The organism is Solibacillus merdavium (assembly GCF_014836935.1).
Taxonomy (GTDB): domain Bacteria; phylum Bacillota; class Bacilli; order Bacillales_A; family Planococcaceae; genus Solibacillus; species Solibacillus ferritrahens.
Map to the genome: position 1 here is coordinate 82,516 of NZ_JACSPW010000002.1, position 21,496 is coordinate 104,011.

The window sequence follows — 21,496 nt, forward strand, 5'->3', positions numbered from 1 at the left end:
TTTCACTCCTCATGCATGTGAAGGACATATCTCCAACTTGTATTAGTTTGTTCATATGTGTCCACACCAAAAATATTCTGTTCTATTGAAAATAGCGACTGTTCCCATTTTCCCGTTAAATGAAATGAAATATTCCACTTATTTTCTTTTGCTTCGATACTTAACTGCAATTTGTGCTCTTCATATGGATCAAGCGTGTCATAAACATGAATAATTGTATTTTCCAAGTATTGAGTAATAGCTTCATCGTACTTGCTTTCAACTGGTGCACTTACATCGCTATCCATTTGAAGCTGTATAGCTGGGAAACGCCATTGTACTGTATGAAGCCATTCCATCGTATTAGGTAATTGAAGTCGATTGATGTTCGAAAGCATCTTACAATGCTCTGACTGTTCAAAAATCACTTTTTTTGCATCGTCCACTCGACCTAAATCTAAATTCATTTGAATCAAATGAAGATGATTTAAAAAGTCATGATTTGCATAGCGTAACGCTTCAGTTACAGTTAATTTTGAATCAGTCATTTTTCCACTCTCCGTTTTACAGTATCGTTACTAGTATAACAAGTTTCACATCTATTTTCCTTCTATTCATCTGTTCTCAAAAGAATGACATAATCGATACTTAAGAAAATTTCAACCATTCATATCAATTATACCTCGGCATAATTGCAACCAGTTCAGCTAGTTGACTACAGTGGATCACTGAGCCGTTTTTCTCCCGAACCGTGACATCCGCTAAAAAAAGTGAAAAAGTGAAAAAAAGGACTGCAATAAATGCAGTCCTTTCATTGCAAGAATTATGCTTCTTGAGCTGTAGGGTATACAGATACTTTTTTCTTGTCGCGACCATAACGTTCAAATTTAACAACGCCGTCAACTTTTGCGAATAATGTATCGTCACCACCGCGGCCTACGTTTGTACCTGGGTAAATTTTTGTACCGCGTTGACGGTAAAGAATTGAACCACCAGTAACAAATTGACCATCAGCGCGTTTAGCACCAAGGCGTTTTGACTCAGAGTCACGTCCGTTTTTAGTAGAACCTACACCTTTTTTAGATGCGAAGAATTGAAGATCTAAAGTTAATAATAACATACTGTTCCACCTCCTAGATCATTTTATATTTCAATTCGATATATTCTGAATAGCTGGCAGTCATTGTATAAAACTGCGTTACCATTGTGTTCAGAATAACCTGTAATTTTGCGTCTGTTTCATCATTCAGTTCAGCTTGAGGAATCGTTACTTTTAAGTAACCACCCTCCGGACCTTGCTCGATTGCTGGTGTAATACCAGTAATTTGTGGAATAGCATTTACTGCACCAAAGGCAACAGCAGATGCACCTGCACAAACTAAATCTCGACCATAGACATCCGATAAAGCATGTCCTGAAATTTCAAATCCATACGATTTACGATTTTCATCACTATAAATAGTTACTGTAATCATATCCATCACCTACTCTTAAGCGTTGATTGATTCAACTACTAATTTTGTATATGGTTGACGGTGACCTTGTTTACGACGGTAGTTTTTCTTCGCTTTAAGTTTGAAAACAACAATTTTCTTTTGTTTACCTTCTTTAACGGCTTTAGCTGTCACAGTTGCGCCAGCTACCATTGGAGCTCCAACTTTTACAGTTTCGCCACCTACGAATAAAACTTTATCAAAAGTTACAACCTCATCAGCTTCAACACCTAGTTTTTCAACATAGATTTCTTGGCCTACTTCAACTTTGATTTGTTTACCACCAGTTTCAATAATTGCGTACATTAAAATGCACCTCCTCTTAGACTCAGACTCGCCCGGAATTGCAGGTGACCAATAAAGGCACTTAAACCTGTTCAGCGCGGTTGCAGTAGCACGGGTGCTACAAACAATAACATTAAAATATTACCACATCAAAAATATCAAGTCAACCTATTCATTACTATTTTTTCAAATGCAGAACGGTATTTCCGAAATTTCCAATCGCCTATTACTTTGGTCCATAAAAAGAGACCAATGATTGTTAATGACAATGATTGCGGCAATAAATATAATAGTACGATAATTATTACTGTAAGTAAATAAAAAGAGGCCGTTAAATAAAATTCGAAAATTTTAGAAAACGGCCGCCATTTTAATAAGCTATAGCATAATATCCTACCACCATCAAGAGGCCAAATCGGAATGAGGTTAATAGCTAGAATAAATAATTGAACTTCTATTAACCTCGCACTAAGCATAGGAGGCAAAAAAGCACTGATAAAAATTCCAATACAAGTTGCAATCGGTCCCCCTAAAGCAATAATAATGAGCTGATTGTAGGATAATTGCATTTCATCCTTAATCTTCATTTCACCGCCATACGGAACGATTTTACATTGAGTAATGTGCGCTCCAACTATTTTTGCTGCGATGAAATGACCCAATTCATGAAATAATAACGATACAATAATGACACTGTATATCGCAATATCTCCATACAAAATAATAGATAAGAGCAGTAACAAAAATAATGGATGTATCGTAATTTTCATTTAGATGGACTGTTCCTTTAGCCAGCGAATCGTTTCTTCCATATTCAAAACCTGCCCGTTGCGCTCAATTTGCACATACAGTTTTCCGGCTTTTTTAGTTGCAACAACCATCCCTTTCGTTACAGTTGTATAAGGTAATACATAAAAATCATCGACAAAGCCAAATGTAACTGTGTCCCCTGTATCATATACAATCGAAATTGCTTTTCCATTATATTTTGTATGCCCAGTAAAAACAATTAGGCCATCAAACAAAGCATTTAATACAAAAGGTTCATCATAAGCGAGTAAAAAGCCATCGTTAAAGCGATCAATCGTCTGGAAAAGTTGTAATTGATTGATTGATATATCTGCACTTACAGGGATCTGTGATTCATCCTTGGACAGTATATTCACAACTGCCTTTCTCATCATGACTAAGTCATCCGAGCTATATACAATGGAATGAATAACACGTTTTGTAGATATATCCCCATAATAATTACAGGCATAAATAATCACAAAGACGACGCTCGCGATGAGCCATTGCCATTTTTTCAAGCTCACCATCCAATCTTTTTGAACTATTATATGTCATGAAAGACATTTCAATTCAAGAAAGCCGTTAATAGAAAAAGCTGCATGGACGGCCGAAACATTCCATACAGCTCACACTTTATTTAAATAATGATTTCAACTTGGCAAATACACCTTTTGGCTGGTCGTCTTCCAAACTCATTAACGGTACAGAGTCCCCTAAAATACGACGGGCTATATTGCGATAGCCTAAAGATGCTTTATTATTCGGATTCATTACAATTGGTTCACCTTTGTTCGAAGAGCTAATTACATCTTCACTATCGACAATAATCCCCAATAAATCAATGGAAAGATGCGTTGTAACTTCCGTAATATCCATCGCATCTCCGTTGGCCATTAAGCTTTTTCGAATACGGTTAATAATAAGTTTGGGTGGTTCAATAGGCTCTTGCTCAAGCAAACCGATAATACGATCTGCATCGCGCACTGCTGAAATTTCAGGTGTTGTCACGACGATAGCGCGATCTGCCCCAGCAACAGCATTACGGTAGCCTTGCTCAATACCAGCAGGACAATCGATTAACACATAATCAAACTCTCGCTTTAGCTCATCTACTACGATCTTCATTTGTTCCGGGTTTATTGCATTTTTATCTGTATTTTGAGCAGCAGGCAATAAATACAAACGTTCATCTACTCGCTTATCTTTAACTAACGCTTGATGCATTTTACAACGGCCCTCGATAACATCCACTAAATCATAAATAATACGATTTTCCAACCCTAAAATCACATCCAGATTACGTAAACCTATATCCGTATCCACTAAACAAACTTTCTTGCCTTGAAGTGCCAATGCAGTTCCTAGGTTTGCCGTCGTAGTCGTTTTCCCTACGCCACCTTTTCCTGAAGTTATAACGATTGCTTCTCCCACATTAGCGGCCCCTTCCTTATGTAAGGTAGCATCTTGAGTAATTGCATCATCAATATTCTTAGAGAATAATAATTCGTCTTCACTCATTTAGCTTCCTCCTTTATATGTTGATAAATTCGGTCGTATATTTCTTAACTCTTGGATTCTATCATAAGCAATTATGTCATTTTCTCCAAGATATGCAAATATTTGATGGGTATGATCTAATATAAATTGCGATTCGTTTGTCATGACCTCAACATGATTGCCGATTAATACGTGTGTCGGTTCAAAATGCGAGGCATACACAATCGCTTCCTCATTCCCATTTACACCAGCGTGCACTATTCCTTTTAACTTACCCGCAATATGTACATTACCGCCTGCTTCAATCCGCCCATTCGGGTTTACATCGCCCAGGACAAGAAGATCTCCCGTTACGCGTAGTGTTTGTCCAGACCGAACAATTCCTACGTATGTTTCAAAGCGATTTGTTTCAAGCTGTTTAAAGCTTTCTTCTATCGTAATGACATCACTTTGAATTTTTTTCACACATAACTTTTGATGTTCCTCAACAACTTTTGTAAGCTGCGCTTTTTGTTCTGGTGTACAGTAACGTTTCCCTAAGTGTAGTTGTACATCTATTTTACCATCCAGATGTCCTTCTGTAACTTTTTTCTCAAGTTCTTCTACTAATTCAGAATAAGAACATTGATCATCCAAACGAAGGACCAATCCATCTTTAGTTCCTTTAATATGGATAAGTTGTTTTTTCATAGCTTTTCAAGTCACCTCGCGCTACATAATGGTGAAAAGAAACAACCGAAACTAATGTTCGAGTTGTCTCTTCATCACTTGTTTTACAATGCTTATTGTGCACGTTGAAATACGCGAGCGCTAATACAATATTTAAACGCCCAAGCAAGCATTATTAAAAATAATAGATTCCCTATTGTTGTAGGAACTAATCGATTAACTATAAATGGCTGCACTGCCATTGTTGTAAACTGTAGAATATAGAAAAATTCATATATTACAAATTCAAAAATAACCATTAATAATAAAGCCAAAAACATCGAAAATACTAAATGGGGATGAATCCGCTTTACACACCATGCTGCAATATAGCAAACAGCTGGATACAACACCATGTACAATCCTATAATATTAATATAAAACACATCAAAACATAGTCCAAAAATAAGACCATAAATCATGGCTTTTTTACGACTATAATAAATGGCTAAAAAGATTAAGTATAAAATTAAAAACCGAGGAATTAAATAGTAAGTATCATCACCTAGCTGTAAAGGTGAAAACATAGCTAATCCAGATTCAAATAAAAACAGCAAAATACCTACAAACACTATTAAAAACCGAGCGAGCATTATTCCTCCCCCTCAACTTCCACAATCGGTTCATTCGTTAAATCTTCATTTGTGCCAGACCCATCTGAACCGTCAATCGAAATCGTTTTACGTTTGGCAATAATAACATGATCGAGTATTGAAAAATCTGCTGCCGGTTTTACATAGGCCATTTTTGTTAAGCCAAAGTCATCTGTCGTCACTTCTGTAATTTCTCCAATCAAAATACCTTTTGGAAAAATCCCGCCAAGACCAGAAGACAATACTTTACCGCCTACATCAAGTTCAACATTGGAATCAATTCGTTTTAATAGTAATTCGTTACGCTCATCGTCATACCCTTCTATTAAACCATGAATTTCTTTATTGTCTTCATCTACTACAATAGCAGATACACGATAATTTTCATTATTTGTATAAAGGAGCTCCACTTCTGATGTATATGGTGTAGCAATTACAATTTTACCTATTAGCCCACGAGAAGTCCTAACAGCCATATTTTTTTCAACACCGTGTGCTGTACCCTTATTTAATATAATTTTCTCTTCCCACTGATCAGGGTTTCTCGCAATGACCGTCGCCTGAATCGGATCGAAATCACGCAAACTTTCCTCGATTGACGCGAGTTCACGCAATGAAGAATTTTCGGCTTTTAAAGTACTTACTTCTGCCTGCAATACGGCAAAATCCTCAAGGCGCATTTTTAGCCGCTGATTTTCTTCATACGTATTTAACAGCGAATCAATATTGCTAAAAATACTTGTTATGTAATTAGTCGGCTTTGCGACAATCGATTGTGCAAAGCCAACTGTATCTTTAATAATTTGCTCGGGTAATGTTGCGTTATGACGATCACGTAGAGAGAACCCAATCAATGCCACAAGGAAAATAACACTTACTAATAATATTATTAATTTTTTATTTGAGAAATGTGGCACTGCGAGTCCTCCTTATTTCACTTGTTGCGAACGAATTAAATCAATATTATCCAACGCTTTACCTGTTCCAATCGCTACACAGTCGAGTGGGTTTTCAGCTATGAATACAGGCATTTTTGTTTCATCACTAATTACTTTATCAAGATTACGTAATAATGCGCCACCGCCTGTTAGTACGATTCCGCGTTCCATAACATCTGCAGATAACTCAGGTGGTGTTTGCTCTAAAGTTTTCTTCACACCATCTAAAATTACAACGATTGCTTCATGTAAAGATTTTGAAATTTCACTTGAAGTTATTTCAATTGTTTTTGGAAGACCAGTCAATAAATCGCGACCTCGAATTTCCATCGTTTCATCAGGACCTTCAGAAAGTGCTGTACCAATTTCCATCTTAATGCTTTCAGCTGTTCGTTCACCAATAGTTAAATTATATGTCTTACGGATGTAGGCAATAATCGAATGATCCATTGCGTCACCACCAACACGTACAGATTCGCTAGTTACAATACCACCTAGAGAAATGACTGCTACTTCTGTTGTACCACCACCGATATCCACTACCATAGAACCTGTTGGCTCCCAAACCGGTAAGTTAGCACCAATTGCAGCTGCAAACGGTTCTTCTATAGTAAATGCCTCTTTTGCGCCAGCTTGACGGCTTGCATCAATAACAGCACGTTGTTCAACAGATGTAATACCATAAGGAACACAAATCATAACATTTGGCTTTTTCCAATTAGAGCCTGATGCTTTCATTGCTTCTCTTAAATAATATTGAATCATTGCTGTTGTAATTTCAAAATCAGCAATAACACCATCTTTCATTGGGCGAATTGCCACGATAGAACCTGGTGTACGTCCGATCATATTTTTTGCATCATTACCAACGGCAACAATGTCACCTGTTTTTGTATTCTTCGCTACTACTGAAGGTTCTCGTAATACGATACCTTTTCCTTTTACAAATACTAATGTATTAGCTGTGCCAAGATCAATCCCGACATCTTTATTCCCTAATCCAAACAAATTAAGTACTCCCTTTCCTATAAAACAATTTCTATTTTATGATGTTACTAAAATCATACGCTCTATTATAACGAATTTCATCAAATAATTATAGTGTCACATGCTCTCAATCTCGACTTTTGTCGAATGTTTTTTTCTACAACACTACTTTACTATTGTATTTCTATTTTCGCTTTGAAACAAATAAAATTAATATGTAAGATTTAACAAAATCACCACATACACATGACGAATATAACAAATAAAAGTTGCATATGCGAAATATGTCGACGAATCATTAATTTATATAACAATTGTTATTGTAATGTAACAATTCTTCTATGTCACTATCCATATTAAAAAGACAAACGTGCACTTACGTTTGTCTTTCCTGTCAAAAATACCCTTTTTCTTTCATACTTATGAACTGATGATCACCAATTATGATATGATCAAGCAAATCAACGCCAACAATTTTACTCGCTTCATATAGCCGTGTTGTGACATCGACATCCTCTGGGCTAGGTGTAGGTATCCCACTAGGGTGATTATGCGCACAGATAATCGATGCTGCAGAACGTTTTACAGCTTCACGGAAAATCTCCCTCGGGTGAACAATGCTCGCATTTAGACTTCCAACAAAAATTGTTTGTTTATGGAGCACTTGATTTTTGACATTTAAAAACAGGCATACAAAATGTTCCTGTTGCAATGACGTCATATCTTGCATTAAAAATGTAGCAGCATCTTCAGGCGAGCGTATTGTAAAACGTTCTTCTAAGTCTTTCGTTGCAAGCCTTCTACCAAGTTCAATCGCGGCTAATAATAATACCGCTTTTGCTTCCCCAATTCCTTTAATATCCGTAATTTCCTCAAGAGTTGCATGTTTAAGATTATGCAATTTCTCAAAGTTTATCAATACCCGGTTAGCGACGGTCAGTACCGACTCTTTTTTCGTACCTGTCCCCAGTAGAATTGCAATAAGCTCTTGGTTCGATAGACTTTTTGCACCTTGACGTATAAGACGCTCACGCGGACGGTCTACCTCTAGCACATCATGGATTTTTAAATTCAACAATGGCGTTCCAGTCATTGACATCACTCCTAAAAGGTTAGTTTTAGTAGTTGCAATGTAAGCATTTTTTGAACTAACGATGCAATCGGCAAGCCGACGACATTGTTATAATCTCCCTCTATGCGATCCACGAGCATGGCGCCACTCGTTTGAATCCCATATCCCCCTGCTTTGTCAAATGGATCTCCTGTCTGAACATATGCTTCTATCATTTGTGGAGAGACCTGTTTAAAAACAACTGCAGTCCTTTCAACAAATGTATGCTCTGTTCCATCTGCTAAAATAATTGCTACTGCAGTCATCACTTCATGACGATTGCCCACCAGCTGCGTTAGATGCTGAATCGCTTCTTCTTTTGAAGTAGGTTTGTGTAATATTTGATCGTTAAACACGACAATAGTGTCTGCTCCAATAATGCACTTATTCGGGCATTTTTTTGCGACATCACGTGTTTTTAAAAGCGCTACTTCTGTTACATATTGCTGGACTGTATTTGCTTTGACACTCGTTTCCACTACATCGCTTGTGACAATAGTAAAGGGAATATTTATCATTTGGAGCAATTCTTTTCTTCGTGGTGATGAAGAAGCTAAAATAAGTTGTTCGTTCGTAGTAAAATTCATTTCCAATCCTCCTATTATCTATAGTAACCGACAATAGGAAATTTGAACATTGTACTACCGTGGATGCTTTTCATTAAAATAGACTATTTCTAGCATATTTCTATATTAAAATGTCACTTTCAGGCAATCTAGGCGCTCATAATAATTTAAAAACATATGCAACCGAATAATATTAGGGTTTGTAGAAAGCTTCGAAACTTCCGACGCCAACCCAATCCAATCCTTTGGCACAAGTTGTTCATCAATTGTATCAGCCTGCTGACTTGTAAACATTTTTGTATCCTTCAAGGTAATTGGCAGCTGAAGTTCAGCATTATTAGGACAACTGCTTGCAATTGTTATACTTTTATAAAATCCACTTGGTATTAACGCTAATGCAGCATCGACCTTCGTTGTATCAAGGCGTGACCAAACAAAATACTGCTCGTCCACTTTCACTACAGCCGCCTTATTTAAAGTAGGATAAGTCGCTAAAAATTGAGCTGCGCTATCAAAATTTGAGAAAACACCATGTTGTAATGCAAAATATTGCTGCTTCACTTGCTGTTGTTCCTCTGTTGTTTGCACTGTTGGAATGGTTTCTGCAACTTCTTTTTCTGTTGTTGGTAATTGTAAAATAAAAACAAATACTAGGACGCCAGCAAGCCCTGTAAGACTTCCAATGAACATTGCTTGGAAAATGGCATTATTCTTTAAAGCTTTCATATTTGCTACAGCTCCATCTCTTTTTAATCAACCATAGCAAAATAGACATAAAAAAGGGCGAGACTGCTGTCGTCGCCCTTTAAAAATGTTTCGCTAATATTCTTCTTTATTTGCAATCTACCTCAAAGAAATTCCATCAAATCATAATTTATTTGCATTTTCATATAATATTTTTAAACTCTTGTCGAATCTCGCTCAATAAATATAATGAACCAGTTACAATTCTGACTGTATCAGCTTTCACCGGCTCCGATAATAACGTTAATGCGTCGTTAATTATATATTTATTCTCTGCCTGGCTCAGTTCGTAAATAACTGATGCTTTCATTGCACGTTCATTTTGAATATCAGCAAAGTAAAAAGCATCCCCGACTTCCTCTAATAGTTTTAATATCGATTGGACATCTTTATCCGCAAGCAATCCGACAACGAATTCAATCCGCTTCCTAGGAAAGTGCTCTTTTATTGTCGAGACTAATGATTGAATGCTTGCCGGGTTATGTGCACCATCAAAATAAATATTTGGCAGAACTTGTTCAAAGCGACCTGCAAGAACAGCATTTTTTATACCAAGCTGAATTTTACTCTCATCAAGCTCCAACTGGAATTTTTTCGCCACTTCCATAAAGGCAGTAATGGCCAAAGACATATTGTGACCTTGATGTGCTCCTAAAAGCTGACGCTGTAAATTTCCGAATTTCACTTCGTACACCGTATTTTCGTAAAGTTCGGAGCCGTTTGTTTTTGTAACGGTAAAATGTTGCCCATAACAATATAACGCTACGTTTTTTGCTTTGGCTTCCTGTACAAAAACATCCTTTACATTACCAATCATATCCCCTATTACGGCAGGGCGGTTTTCTTTGAATATCCCTGCTTTATGACGTGCGATACTCGTCAATGTATCACCTAAAAATTTTGTATGTTCCAATGCAATACTCGGAACAACCGAAACAATAGGTATGACTACGTTCGTGCTGTCTTCTCTTCCGCCCATACCCGCCTCGATTAATACTAAATCAGGCTTTTGATCAGCAAAATAGAGAAAAGCCATAACCGTTAATAATTCAAAGTCCGTTAATTTCCCACTCAGCCCCACCTCAGCCAATTGCTGAAACATCCGATCCATTTGATCCGTTGTAATAGGCTTCCCATCGATTTGTAATTGATCATGGACATCTACAACACATGGTGACATAAACTTGCCTACCGACAGCCCGTGAGCTCTTGACACTGCTTCTAAAAACGACAATGTAGAACCTTTCCCATTTGTACCAGCAAAATGAACGACATTCAATTGACTTTCAGGATGTCCCAATATATTTAGCGCTGATTCAATTGCTGCTAACCCAGGCTTAATTGTTTGCTCACTTTCCACTTGCCACCGCTCTTTATAGAGATTCAATAACGGAATCATGAAATCCATCCTTTCTTAAGAAAGAGACTTCGTACATCAGCTATGAAATATAAAGAACCCGTAATGACGAGCATTTCGTCCTCCGCCAGTATTGCTTTTTCTGTTTCAATCAACTGTTGCCAATCAGGATGCATAAACTTTTTTGCATGGTTACTTTGTTCGAAAAGCTGATTAGCTGTTGCCGCGCGCGGTAAATTAATCTGAGTGAAATGCATTTCAGTTGCTACTTTATCCATTAATTCAATACTGACAGCATGGTCTTTATCCTGTAATGCTGCATATACAAACTTCACTTTATGATGTGGGGCTATCTCTTTTATTGTTTCGATTAATGCAGCGGTACCTTCAGAATTATGTGCACCGTCTAATATGATATTGCCTAATACCCTTTCAAATCGGCCTTCCCATTTTGCTTTTTGAAGTGCTTGTTTTACTTTTAGTCCATCAACAGCTGGCATGAATAATTTTACTGCAGTAATTGCCAGTGCCGCATTCGCTATTTGATGCTCACCGACCATAGCCATTTCAATATCCCTGATACTTACATCTGATACATAGTCAAAGTTTGAGCTTTTTGCATGCTCAATATAGAATTGCTCATTTATCAAATAAAGAGGTGCATGTAATTGAATCGCCGCTTCTTTAATCACCGATAATGCTTCTTTATTTTTTACTCCTACAACTACAGGTTTCATTGCTTTTATAATCCCGGCTTTTTCTGCTGCAATTTGCCCATAACTTTCACCAAGCATTTCTGTATGCTCTAATGAAATCGTTGTTATGACACTTACTTCCGGTATGACGACATTGGTCGAGTCCAAACGTCCTCCGATCCCCGTTTCTAGCAGTACCACATCCACCTGTTGTTCCGCAAAATATTGCAAGGCAAGCAGTGTCATAAATTCAAAAAAGCTCGGGAACTTTCCGTCTAACTTTTCCTTCACTACTTCACATAGTCGGTTGGCGATATGTAAGAAATCTTCATCTGATATTTGGTGCTTATTAATAGTTACACGTTCATTTGCTCGTTCTAAATGAGGAGAGATAAAGGCACCTACCGTTAAACCGTGCGCCATTAATATTTCGCGTGTCGCGTTTAAAGTAGAACCTTTTCCATTCGAACCTGCAAAGTGAATAAATTTGTTCTTTTTCTCTGGATTCCCAAGCGCATTTAAAATTATTCGGGCTGACTGCAGCGGTTCCCCTTTGTATTGACTTGCTTTTAATTGAAAAATAAAATTAGTACATTGCTCCATCGTTTGAAACATTTTAAACTCTCTCCCTAATAAGGCTAATATATAATCAGTTCTATTATAACGAAATAAAAAGAAAGAGGCACCGAATTCCGGTACCCCTTCCGTTTAAACTACATATTTTTTAATTCTGCAATACGTTTTTCAACCGTTGCATATTTTGCTTCGTAGTCGGCTAATTTCTCACGTTCGGTTGCTACTAACGCTTCTGGCGCTTTTGATACAAAACGTTCATTAGATAATTTGCCTGAAACTAATTTCACTTCTTTTGCCCATTTTTCAAGCTCTTTTTCAAGACGTGCAATTTCTTCATCAATATTGATTAAACCTGCAAGTGGCATGAAGATTTCTGCACCCGATACAACTGCCGACATTGCTTGTGCTGGTGCTTCAAGCTCTGTACCAATTGTTAATCCATCAGGGTTACAGAATTTTTCGATGTAACCTTTGTTCGCTTCAAGAACAGCTGCAATGCTATCGTCTTTCGCTGAAATTGTCATAGCTACTTTTTTGCTCATCGGTGTATTTACCTCTGCACGGATGTTACGTACTGAACGGATAATATCCATTAACAATTGCATGTCGCCTGCTTCAGCCGTAAAGTTGAATGCAGGGTTTACAGTCGGCCATGCCGCTACTGTAATTGACTCACCTTCATGTGGCAAGTGTTGCCAAATTTCTTCTGTTACGAATGGCATGAATGGGTGCAGTAAACGCATCGTATTGTCTAAAACGTACGCAAGTACTGAACGCGTTGTTAATTTCGCTGCTTCATCTTCACCGTATAATGGTAATTTCGCCATTTCGATATACCATGAACAGAAATCATCCCAAATGAAGTTGTAAAGCTCTCGTCCTACTTCACCGAACTCATATTTATCAGATAATGTTGTTACACGGTCGATTGTTTCATTTAAACGAGAAAGAATCCATTTATCCGCTGTAGAAAGGTCACCTGTTAAATCAATTTGCTCATATGTTAGGCCTTCCATGTTCATTAACGCAAAACGTGAAGCATTCCAGATTTTATTTACAAAGTTCCATGTAGATTCTACTTTTTCTGTAGAGTAACGTAAGTCCTGCCCCGGAGAAGAACCTGTTGCCAAGAAGTAACGTAGTGAGTCCGCGCCATATTGGCCGATTACATCCATTGGGTCAACGCCATTACCGAGTGATTTAGACATTTTGCGACCTTCTGCATCACGTACTAAACCGTGGATTAAAACGTCTTTGAATGGACGTTTACCTGTAAATTCTTTTCCTTGGAAAATCATTCGGCTTACCCAGAAGAAGATAATGTCATAGCCAGTCACTAATGTATTTGTTGGATAGTAGCGTTTGTATAATTCCGCTTCTTCATTCGGCCAATCCATTGTAGAAAATGGCCATAAAGCGCTTGAGAACCAAGTATCCAATACGTCTTCATCCTGCGTCCATTTTTCTTTGTCGGCTGGTGCTTCTTTACCAACATAGATTTCGCCTGTTTCATTATTGTACCAAGCTGGAATTTGGTGACCCCACCATAATTGACGGGAAATACACCAGTCATGGATGTTTTCCATCCAGCGGTTGTATGTGTTTTCGAAACGGTTTGGTACGAAGTTTACCTTTTCATTTTCATCCTCTTGCATTTTTAGAGCTTCTTCTGCAAGTGGGGCCATTTTTACGAACCATTGTTTTGAAAGGTACGGCTCTACTACTGCATTGGTACGTTCAGAGTGGCCTACTTGGTGTGTATGCGGTTCAATTTCAATTAATACGCCTGCCTCTTGTAAATCGGCTACAATCTGCTTACGGCACTCGAAACGATCCATGCCAGCATATTTACCGGCTAAATCATTCATTGTACCATCTTCGTTCATTACTAAAATACGTTCTAAATTATGGCGATTTCCTACTTCAAAATCGTTCGGGTCATGTGCTGGTGTCATTTTTACAACACCTGTCCCGAATTCCATATCTACGTAATCATCCGCAACAATTGGAATTTCGCGGCCAACGATTGGAAGGATAACCGTTTTCCCAACTAAGTGTGAATAACGTTCATCGTTTGGATGTACAGCTACACCAGAGTCACCTAACATCGTTTCTGGACGTGTTGTTGCTACACGTAATTTCCCAGAGCCATCTGCCAATGGGTATTCCATATGGTAAAATGCGCCTTCTACTTCTTTATGAATTACTTCGATGTCAGAAAGTGCAGTTTTTGCAGCTGGATCCCAGTTAATAATACGTTCACCACGGTAAATATAACCTTTTTCATACAGCTTAACAAATACTTCTTTAACAGCCTCAGATAAGCCTTCATCTAATGTGAAGCGCTCTTTTGAGTAGTCTAAGCCTAAACCAAGTTTCGCCCATTGCTCACGAATATGAGACGCGTATTCTTCCTTCCATTCCCATGTTTTTTTCAGGAATTTTTCGCGTCCCAAATCGTATCGAGAAATGCCTTCTCCGCGTAGTTTTTCTTCTACTTTTGCCTGTGTCGCAATACCCGCATGGTCCATACCCGGCAACCAAAGCGCGTCATATCCTTGCATACGTTTCATACGGATTAAAATATCCTGTAATGTTGTATCCCAAGCATGACCAAGGTGTAGTTTCCCTGTTACGTTTGGGGGTGGGATAACGATAGAGTACGGCTCTTTATCGCTCGTTGGATCTGCTTCAAAAAACTTACCATTTAACCACCATTCATAGCGGCCGGCTTCTGTTGACTTTGGATCATACTTTGTTGGCATTGTAATTTCCGTCATGATGAATCTCTCCTTTTCAAATACAAGTTGAATAAAAATAAAAAACTCCCTTCGCCTTAAAAAGGACGAGGGAGTTAATTCGCGGTACCACCTTTAATTCCGAAGGGTTTAGTCAAGCGCTCGCAAACAATGCGGCGTTACTATGCCCAATCGGCACTTCATTCGATAACGGTGTCTAACCGGAACTCAGCTACTGCTATTTCACTAAGTCAGCTCCTAGGCTACCTTCTGTAAGTATGATGTAGAAACTTCTCAGCTACTGTTTCCTCTCTTCACATCATGTTCATACATACTCTTCCTATTCAACGCTTCAAATATATAGTTAAAATAATTCTAAGCTGTTTTTTATGAAATTTCAAGTATCTTATTTATTATGGGAAAACACTTTTTTTAATTTCTAAACATATACTATGCAAAAGGAGTTTGGAAATTGCGAAAAAATTATAACCCTTTCTTATTACCTCCATGGTTACGAAAATTCCGATTTTACATGAGATATTGCATTCTACCGCTGACAATTTTCCAGGCAATACGTACAATACTCATTCCGACAACAGGCGATATCATATTATTAGCCATATTGATTTTATTTTGCTACTTATTATTGACAGATTTTATTTAAGACTGGCTTTTTTAAACAAAATAGGCTAGGACAGAAGTAGAAATTTCATTGGATAAAAGAAAAGGCCTTTATTAAGAAACAAATATTTTAAAAATTGATTGGAATGGAGGGCGACTCCTGCGGGAATAGCACGACGCCTGAGACTACAGGCTCAGGCCGTGCCCGCGGAAAGCGTCCCAGAATGGAAATCAATTTTTATGCCAGCAAAAAAATTCCATTATTCTCAGGGAGAATAATGGAATTTTTGGATTATATCCAATCTCTTTTATTATTTTTTCAATTGAATTTGGACACGACTGTATGCATCTGCTAACTGTTCCAAGAAATCGATCTCTTCTGCCGGAAGCTGCTGTGCTTGTCGCTGCACTTCCTCATGGAACAAAATATGGCTTTGAACCTCTTCTGCTTCTTGATCTGTAGTAGACATATGCTGAATTGGCTCGACAGTTTCTTTAATTTCTTGAATTGCTTCCACTTCCTTCTCCGCCTTTACTTCCTTAACCTCATCGATTTTCTCAACTTCCCCCATCGCTTGTACTTTTCTTTCCACATCACAATTAACTTTCCAGCTACATAAACAGTACCCACTATTTGGTTCGATTTTTATTTCATTTATTTGCAGCGAAACCTTTTCAATTTGATCATTTGGGAAATCAACAGAAAAAGGCAATGCATATTCAAAATAGCCGTAATCCTTTTCTATATCGATATGCTCAATATATATGCCTTCCTCTATTTCCTCCTCTCTCGCTTTATGGTCAAATTGTATATTTCCTTTTACTACATAAATCCCTCTTAGCACGACAGAATCCTCATTAATCTCTTCATGCCATTTCGGTTCAACTACTATTTTGGAATTTTGTTGAATATTCCCTAATTGCTTTGGAAATATAAACATTTCGTTCATTTCCCACTGTTGCATAAAAATCCCCTCCCTACGCTTACATTATGCATAGAAAGGGGATTTATGAGTTTATTAAGGTAAGATTATCTTGCTAATTTAGCAAATACATTATTGAATGCTTGAACCGTTTTAGCAATATGTCCCTCTGTATGTGCTGTTGATATAAACAATCCTTCAAATTGGGAAGGTGGTAAGAAAATACCTTCTTCCGCCATTAATTTAAAGTATTCCGCAAACAATTCTAGATCGGAGCTTTTGGCCGTTTCAAAATTAATTACATCTTCATTTGTAAAGAAGAACCCAATCATTGAACCCGCACGATTTACGGTATGTGGAATATTATATTTCGTTGCTGCTGAGCGGAAACCTTCTTCTAGTTGATCACCTAGCCTACGGAAATATTCATATGATTCTTTATTTAAACGAGATAGTGTTTCATAGCCAGCAGTCATGGCAAGTGGATTTCCTGATAATGTTCCCGCTTGATAAATCGGACCTGCCGGAGCGATTTGCTCCATTATCTCACGTTTACCACCAAAGGCACCTACTGGTAAACCACCACCGATAACTTTACCCAAACATGTAAGGTCAGGCGTTATGCCATAGAACTCTTGAGCACAACCGTAATCGACACGGAAGCCTGTCATGACTTCATCAAAAATCAATATTGTCCCATTTTCTTCAGTAAGCTTACGCAAGCCTTCCAAGAAACCTGGTTGAGGCGGTACAACACCCATATTCCCTGCAACCGGCTCTAAAATTACAGCTGCCAATTCTGAACCGAATTTTTCAAATACTAATTTTGCTGATTCTAAATCATTGTATGCCACTGTTAATGTATTTTTCGCTATATCTGCCGGTACACCGGGAGAATCTGGTAAACCAAGCGTTGCTACACCTGAACCTGCTTTTATTAAAAGAGAATCGCCGTGACCGTGGTAAGAACCTTCAAATTTCAATATTTTATCACGCCCTGTAAAACCGCGAGCCAAACGTAATGCCGACATCGTTGCTTCAGTACCTGAAGAAACGAAACGGATCATTTCCACAGAAGGTAGACGGTCCATTACAAGCTTTGCCAATTTGTTTTCAGAAAGCGTTGGGGCACCAAACGATGCACCTTTAGCTGCTTGTGCCTGAATGGCAGTTACTACATCCGAATGAGCATGTCCTAAAATTAACGGACCCCACGATAAGACATAATCAATATATTCATTGCCATCGATATCTTTAATTACGGCACCACTTCCCGATTCCATAAAAATCGGGTCCAAGTTCACTGATTTGAACGCACGTACAGGTGAGTTTACCCCACCTGGCATTAAGTCAACAGCTTCCGTAAATGCTGCTTTTGATTTTTCATAACTAGTCATATTATTTTTCCTCCAGCCAACGACAAACGTCTTTTGCGTGATAAGTAATAATTAAGTCAGAACCTGCACGCTTCATACCTAATAATGTTTCAAGTACTACAGCCTTTTCATCTATCCAGCCATTTTGTGCAGCTGCTTTTACCATTGAATATTCTCCTGAAACATTATACGCAACTACAGGTATAGGGAAGCTATTTTTCACATCACGAATAATATCCATATATGCCAGTGCGGGTTTAACGATCAGAAAATCCGCGCCTTCTTCTACATCTGAAGTTGCTTCACGAATTGCTTCCATTCGATTTGAAGGATCCATTTGATACGTTTTACGGTCACCAAATTGAGGTGCGCCTTCAGCTGCTTCACGGAATGGACCGTAATAGCTTGATGCATATTTCACGGCATAAGACATTATCGGAATATGCTGGAATCCTGCTGCATCTAATCCTGCACGAATTGCCACAACAAAGCCGTCCATCATATTCGAAGGGGCAATAATGTCAGCACCCGCTTTTGCTTGAGAAACAGCAGTACGAGCCAACACATCAAGTGATGGATCATTCAATACCTGCTCTCCTTCAATCACACCGCAATGACCATGGTCAGTAAATTCACATAAACAAGTATCTGCTACTACTAATAAATTAGGGTGACGATCTTTAATTAATCGAGTCGCTTTTTGAACAATTCCATGGTCATGGTAAGCTCCAGTACCAACAGCATCCTTCTCAGCCGGAATACCGAATAGAAGGACAGCTTGAATGCCTAAATCAACAATTTCATCTACTTCGGCATTTAAATTATCCAATGATAATTGAAATACACCAGGCATAGAGCTAACAGGATTTTTAATATTTTCGCCTTCAATAATAAATAATGGATAAATTAAATCTTCTTTTTGTAAGTATGTTTCTTTTACAAGGGCACGCATCGCTGCACTTTGGCGTAAGCGACGGTGACGCTGGAAATAAAGTTCTGTCATTTTGTCTGTTCCTCCAGGATGAGCTGCTCAATAACAGCCTGCATCGTATAGATTTTTGGTTGTACAATTGGTTTTACCCCATATTTAGCAAGGGCGGATGTTGTTACATGACCAATTGAGCCAAATTTAACATATTGCCAGTCCACATTCGGAACGATATGCTCAGCATAAATGTCAACTGCAGATGGACTGGCAAAAATAACAATTGGTTCTTCGTGTTCAAGTATGCATTGCTCAAGCTCCTGTAAATAAGTTGTACAAGGACGTGTTTCGTAAACTGTCCATTCGTCTGCCCCTGTACCGTCATGAATTGTACTTTTCGCCATTGAACCACGTATAAATAATGCACGTTCTGTTGGCTCCATGACAAATTCCTTAACGAATACATCAGCACTGTAAATAGTCGGCATAAAGTGAATAGGATAGCCGTGCTGTTGTAAAAGTGCAGCTGTTTTCTCTCCGACAGCTGCGACTTTTATAGACGACGGAACCTTCATTCTATTACGCTCACACTTATTTATAAAGCTTGCCACTGCATTCTGACTCGTAAAAATTAACCATTGATAAGAATCGAAATTATCCGCAAACATTTTATCTTCATCCGAAACTATTTCAGCCGTTTCGATTAATGGATAATTATATACTTCCCCACCGTGCTGCTCAATTAATTGCTGCACTGAACGTACAACCGCTGAACCTGTAATAATTATTGTTTTTCCTGAAAGAGCATTACTCGGCATCAAGCTCAGCCTTTACTTTTTGAATTAAATCAAAGGCGCCTTGCTCTGTTAATTTTGCGGCAACTGCTTTGCCTAATTCATCAGCATTTGTTCCTGATAATGTCTCTTTATATGTCACAGAAGCATCCGGTGCAGCGACTAAACCTGTTAAAGTAAGTGTTTCTCCATCCGCTATTGCATAGCCAGCAATCGGAACTTGGCAACCGCCATCCATCGCCGCTAAAAATGAACGCTCAGCATGTGCTGTATTCCAAGTTGTTTTATCTGTTAGTTTCGCTAATTGTTCAAGAAGCTCTTTATCATCAGCACGACACTCAATCCCTAAAGATCCCTGTGCAACAGCCGGTAGACAAATATCTGTATCTAAATATTCAGTTACGACATCATTGCTCCAGCCAAGACGTTTTAAACCAGCTGCAGCCAAAATAATCGCATCAAAGCCTTCTGTTTTTAATTTGTTTAAGCGCGTGTCAACATTTCCACGAATCCATTTAATTTCAAGGTCCGGACGCACCTGTAATAACTGGGCGCTTCGTCGTAATGAGCTCGTCCCAACTACTGCTCCTTTTGGTAAATCTGCAAATTTCACATGACCATTTGATATAAAGGCATCACGCGCATCTTCACGTGGCGGGATACACCCAATAACAAGACCTTCCGGTAATACTGCCGGCATATCCTTCATCGAGTGCACCGCAAAATCGATTTCCTTATCAAATAAAGCTTGTTCAATTTCCTTTACAAAAAGACCTTTACCCCCAACTTTAGAAAGCTGAACATCTAAAATTCGGTCTCCCTTTGTAACAATCTCCTTTATCTCAAAATCAAAAGGAACGCCTGCAGCCTTTAATTCATTAATAAACCATTTTGTCTGTGTTAATGCTAATTTACTTCTACGAGATCCTACAATAATTTTTCTCAATATACTCCGACCTTTCTGTTAAACCCATAGATGGAAATTTGATAATTTGCTGCCCAGAAAGAAATTTATGACGACGAGCAAAAATAAACCAACATGCACTTGTGCATATGTCGTCCCAACTAACCTACCTCTTTGATGCAGCAAGAAAATAATTAAGTAAATAACGGATACTATGAAAGAACCTAAAATTTTAACATCAAAAATAGAAACATTCTCTAATGTTAAAAATGCCCATTCCAACCCTAAAATTAAACTTATAAGCAGCAATGGGATTCCGATTATTGTCGATAGATTAATCCATTTAACCATTTGTTGCAAACTTGGCAATCTTGCCCACAAATTATTTAACTTTTTCCGCTTTAAGATTCGATATAAAATTAGATATAGTAGCGAAAAGACAAACGCAACAGAAAAAGCAGCGTAAGACATAATCGCAAAGCTAATATGGATCAATAACATTTCCGAAACTAAAGAATCTCCCACAATTTGAGCATTTGATTGAGGTGCAAATAAATGGATTGTCATGAATATAAAACTCAACACATTTATAAAAAATACCGGTAAGTCGACACGCGCAATACAATGCAGCACAATCGACAGCGTAGTTAAAAGCCACGCATAAAAGAATACACCCTCATACAAAGACAAAATGGGGAATCGCTTCGTTTCGAAAATAAACAATACTAAAAATAATATTTGCAATATCCATACAATCGAAACAAACCAAAAAGCAACGCGTCTGAGTTTTACATTTTTGTAAAGATAATCTGTAAAATACAGTACGATACAGAGCGCATAGAGAATAATCATAAGCTCATATAATCTTGTCATTACTAGTTCTGTCATATGCAC

General features: G+C 38.0%; 23 protein-coding genes and 2 other annotated features. All 23 genes read right to left on the reverse strand.

What is annotated here, in order from left to right; translation table 11 throughout:
* Positions 1-2: 2 nt before the first annotated feature.
* The 23 genes from H9632_RS03405 to ccsA all read right to left on the reverse strand — a co-directional run bounded on the left by H9632_RS03405 (position 3) and on the right by ccsA (position 21,490).
* Positions 3-527, reverse strand: a complete 525-nt coding sequence (locus tag H9632_RS03405; RefSeq protein WP_191702715.1) for a Spo0B domain-containing protein — start codon at positions 525-527, stop codon at positions 3-5.
* A 275-nt stretch (positions 528-802) separates the two neighbouring features.
* Positions 803-1,099, reverse strand: coding sequence for a 50S ribosomal protein L27 (gene rpmA / locus H9632_RS03410; protein ID WP_008405208.1), 297 nt, complete (start codon positions 1,097-1,099; stop codon positions 803-805).
* Between the two features lie 13 nt (positions 1,100-1,112).
* Complete coding sequence (locus H9632_RS03415; protein ID WP_191702716.1) at positions 1,113-1,454, reverse strand: ribosomal-processing cysteine protease Prp; 342 nt, start codon at positions 1,452-1,454, stop codon at positions 1,113-1,115.
* Between the two features lie 15 nt (positions 1,455-1,469).
* Positions 1,470-1,778: a 50S ribosomal protein L21 gene (rplU, locus tag H9632_RS03420; protein WP_191702717.1), complete on the reverse strand. Its 309-nt coding sequence runs from the start codon at positions 1,776-1,778 to the stop codon at positions 1,470-1,472.
* 14 nt (positions 1,779-1,792) lie between these two features.
* Positions 1,793-1,870 (reverse strand) — a sequence feature (ribosomal protein L21 leader region).
* Between the two features lie 45 nt (positions 1,871-1,915).
* The gene (locus H9632_RS03425) at positions 1,916-2,527 is read right to left on the reverse strand and encodes a site-2 protease family protein (RefSeq protein WP_191702718.1); all 612 of its coding nucleotides are present in this window, start codon (positions 2,525-2,527) and stop codon (positions 1,916-1,918) included.
* Positions 2,528-3,067, reverse strand: a complete 540-nt coding sequence (locus H9632_RS03430; RefSeq protein WP_191702719.1) for a hypothetical protein — start codon at positions 3,065-3,067, stop codon at positions 2,528-2,530.
* Between the two features lie 115 nt (positions 3,068-3,182).
* Complete coding sequence (gene minD / locus H9632_RS03435; protein ID WP_191702921.1) at positions 3,183-3,980, reverse strand: septum site-determining protein MinD; 798 nt, start codon at positions 3,978-3,980, stop codon at positions 3,183-3,185.
* Between the two features lie 87 nt (positions 3,981-4,067).
* Positions 4,068-4,736 (reverse strand): septum site-determining protein MinC, encoded by a 669-nt coding sequence (locus tag H9632_RS03440; protein WP_191702720.1) that lies wholly within the window; start codon positions 4,734-4,736, stop codon positions 4,068-4,070.
* Positions 4,737-4,828: 92 nt separating this feature from the next.
* Entirely contained in the window at positions 4,829-5,347 is a 519-nt protein-coding gene (mreD, locus tag H9632_RS03445; RefSeq protein ID WP_191702721.1) for a rod shape-determining protein MreD, read from the reverse strand.
* Positions 5,347-6,264, reverse strand: a complete 918-nt coding sequence (gene mreC / locus H9632_RS03450) for a rod shape-determining protein MreC (RefSeq protein ID WP_191702722.1) — start codon at positions 6,262-6,264, stop codon at positions 5,347-5,349. Before mreC ends, mreD begins: the two co-directional genes overlap by 1 nt.
* A gap of 12 nt (positions 6,265-6,276) precedes the next feature.
* Positions 6,277-7,293: a rod shape-determining protein gene (locus H9632_RS03455; protein WP_191702723.1), complete on the reverse strand. Its 1,017-nt coding sequence runs from the start codon at positions 7,291-7,293 to the stop codon at positions 6,277-6,279.
* Positions 7,294-7,666: 373 nt separating this feature from the next.
* Complete coding sequence (gene radC / locus H9632_RS03460) at positions 7,667-8,365, reverse strand: RadC family protein (RefSeq protein WP_318247665.1); 699 nt, start codon at positions 8,363-8,365, stop codon at positions 7,667-7,669.
* Positions 8,366-8,376: 11 nt separating this feature from the next.
* Positions 8,377-8,970 carry a Maf family protein gene (locus tag H9632_RS03465; protein WP_191702724.1) on the reverse strand — a complete coding sequence of 198 codons (594 nt, stop codon included), beginning with the start codon at positions 8,968-8,970 and terminating at the stop codon, positions 8,377-8,379.
* Positions 8,971-9,075: 105 nt separating this feature from the next.
* The gene (locus H9632_RS03470; protein ID WP_191702725.1) at positions 9,076-9,675 is read right to left on the reverse strand and encodes a translation initiation factor 2; all 600 of its coding nucleotides are present in this window, start codon (positions 9,673-9,675) and stop codon (positions 9,076-9,078) included.
* 160 nt (positions 9,676-9,835) lie between these two features.
* Positions 9,836-11,092 (reverse strand): bifunctional folylpolyglutamate synthase/dihydrofolate synthase, encoded by a 1,257-nt coding sequence (locus H9632_RS03475; protein ID WP_191702726.1) that lies wholly within the window; start codon positions 11,090-11,092, stop codon positions 9,836-9,838.
* Positions 11,089-12,360: a bifunctional folylpolyglutamate synthase/dihydrofolate synthase gene (locus H9632_RS03480; RefSeq protein ID WP_191702727.1), complete on the reverse strand. Its 1,272-nt coding sequence runs from the start codon at positions 12,358-12,360 to the stop codon at positions 11,089-11,091. The genes H9632_RS03475 and H9632_RS03480 overlap by 4 nt, the downstream gene beginning before the upstream one ends.
* Before the next feature lie 98 nt (positions 12,361-12,458).
* Positions 12,459-15,101: a valine--tRNA ligase gene (locus tag H9632_RS03485; protein WP_191702728.1), complete on the reverse strand. Its 2,643-nt coding sequence runs from the start codon at positions 15,099-15,101 to the stop codon at positions 12,459-12,461.
* A gap of 58 nt (positions 15,102-15,159) precedes the next feature.
* Positions 15,160-15,416, reverse strand: a binding site (T-box leader).
* 575 nt (positions 15,417-15,991) lie between these two features.
* A complete protein-coding gene (locus H9632_RS03490) occupies positions 15,992-16,645 on the reverse strand; it encodes an alanine racemase (protein ID WP_191702729.1) in 654 nt (217 codons plus the stop codon).
* Positions 16,646-16,710: 65 nt separating this feature from the next.
* Complete coding sequence (gene hemL / locus H9632_RS03495; RefSeq protein WP_191702730.1) at positions 16,711-18,000, reverse strand: glutamate-1-semialdehyde 2,1-aminomutase; 1,290 nt, start codon at positions 17,998-18,000, stop codon at positions 16,711-16,713.
* A gap of 1 nt (position 18,001) precedes the next feature.
* A complete protein-coding gene (gene hemB, locus H9632_RS03500) occupies positions 18,002-18,982 on the reverse strand; it encodes a porphobilinogen synthase (RefSeq protein WP_191702731.1) in 981 nt (326 codons plus the stop codon).
* Entirely contained in the window at positions 18,979-19,722 is a 744-nt protein-coding gene (locus tag H9632_RS03505) for a uroporphyrinogen-III synthase (protein WP_191702732.1), read from the reverse strand. The genes hemB and H9632_RS03505 overlap by 4 nt, the downstream gene beginning before the upstream one ends.
* Positions 19,712-20,644, reverse strand: coding sequence for a hydroxymethylbilane synthase (gene hemC, locus H9632_RS03510; protein ID WP_191702733.1), 933 nt, complete (start codon positions 20,642-20,644; stop codon positions 19,712-19,714). The genes H9632_RS03505 and hemC overlap by 11 nt, the downstream gene beginning before the upstream one ends.
* Before the next feature lie 18 nt (positions 20,645-20,662).
* Positions 20,663-21,490 (reverse strand): cytochrome c biogenesis protein CcsA, encoded by an 828-nt coding sequence (gene ccsA, locus H9632_RS03515; protein WP_191702734.1) that lies wholly within the window; start codon positions 21,488-21,490, stop codon positions 20,663-20,665.
* Between the last annotated feature and the right edge of the window lie 6 nt (positions 21,491-21,496).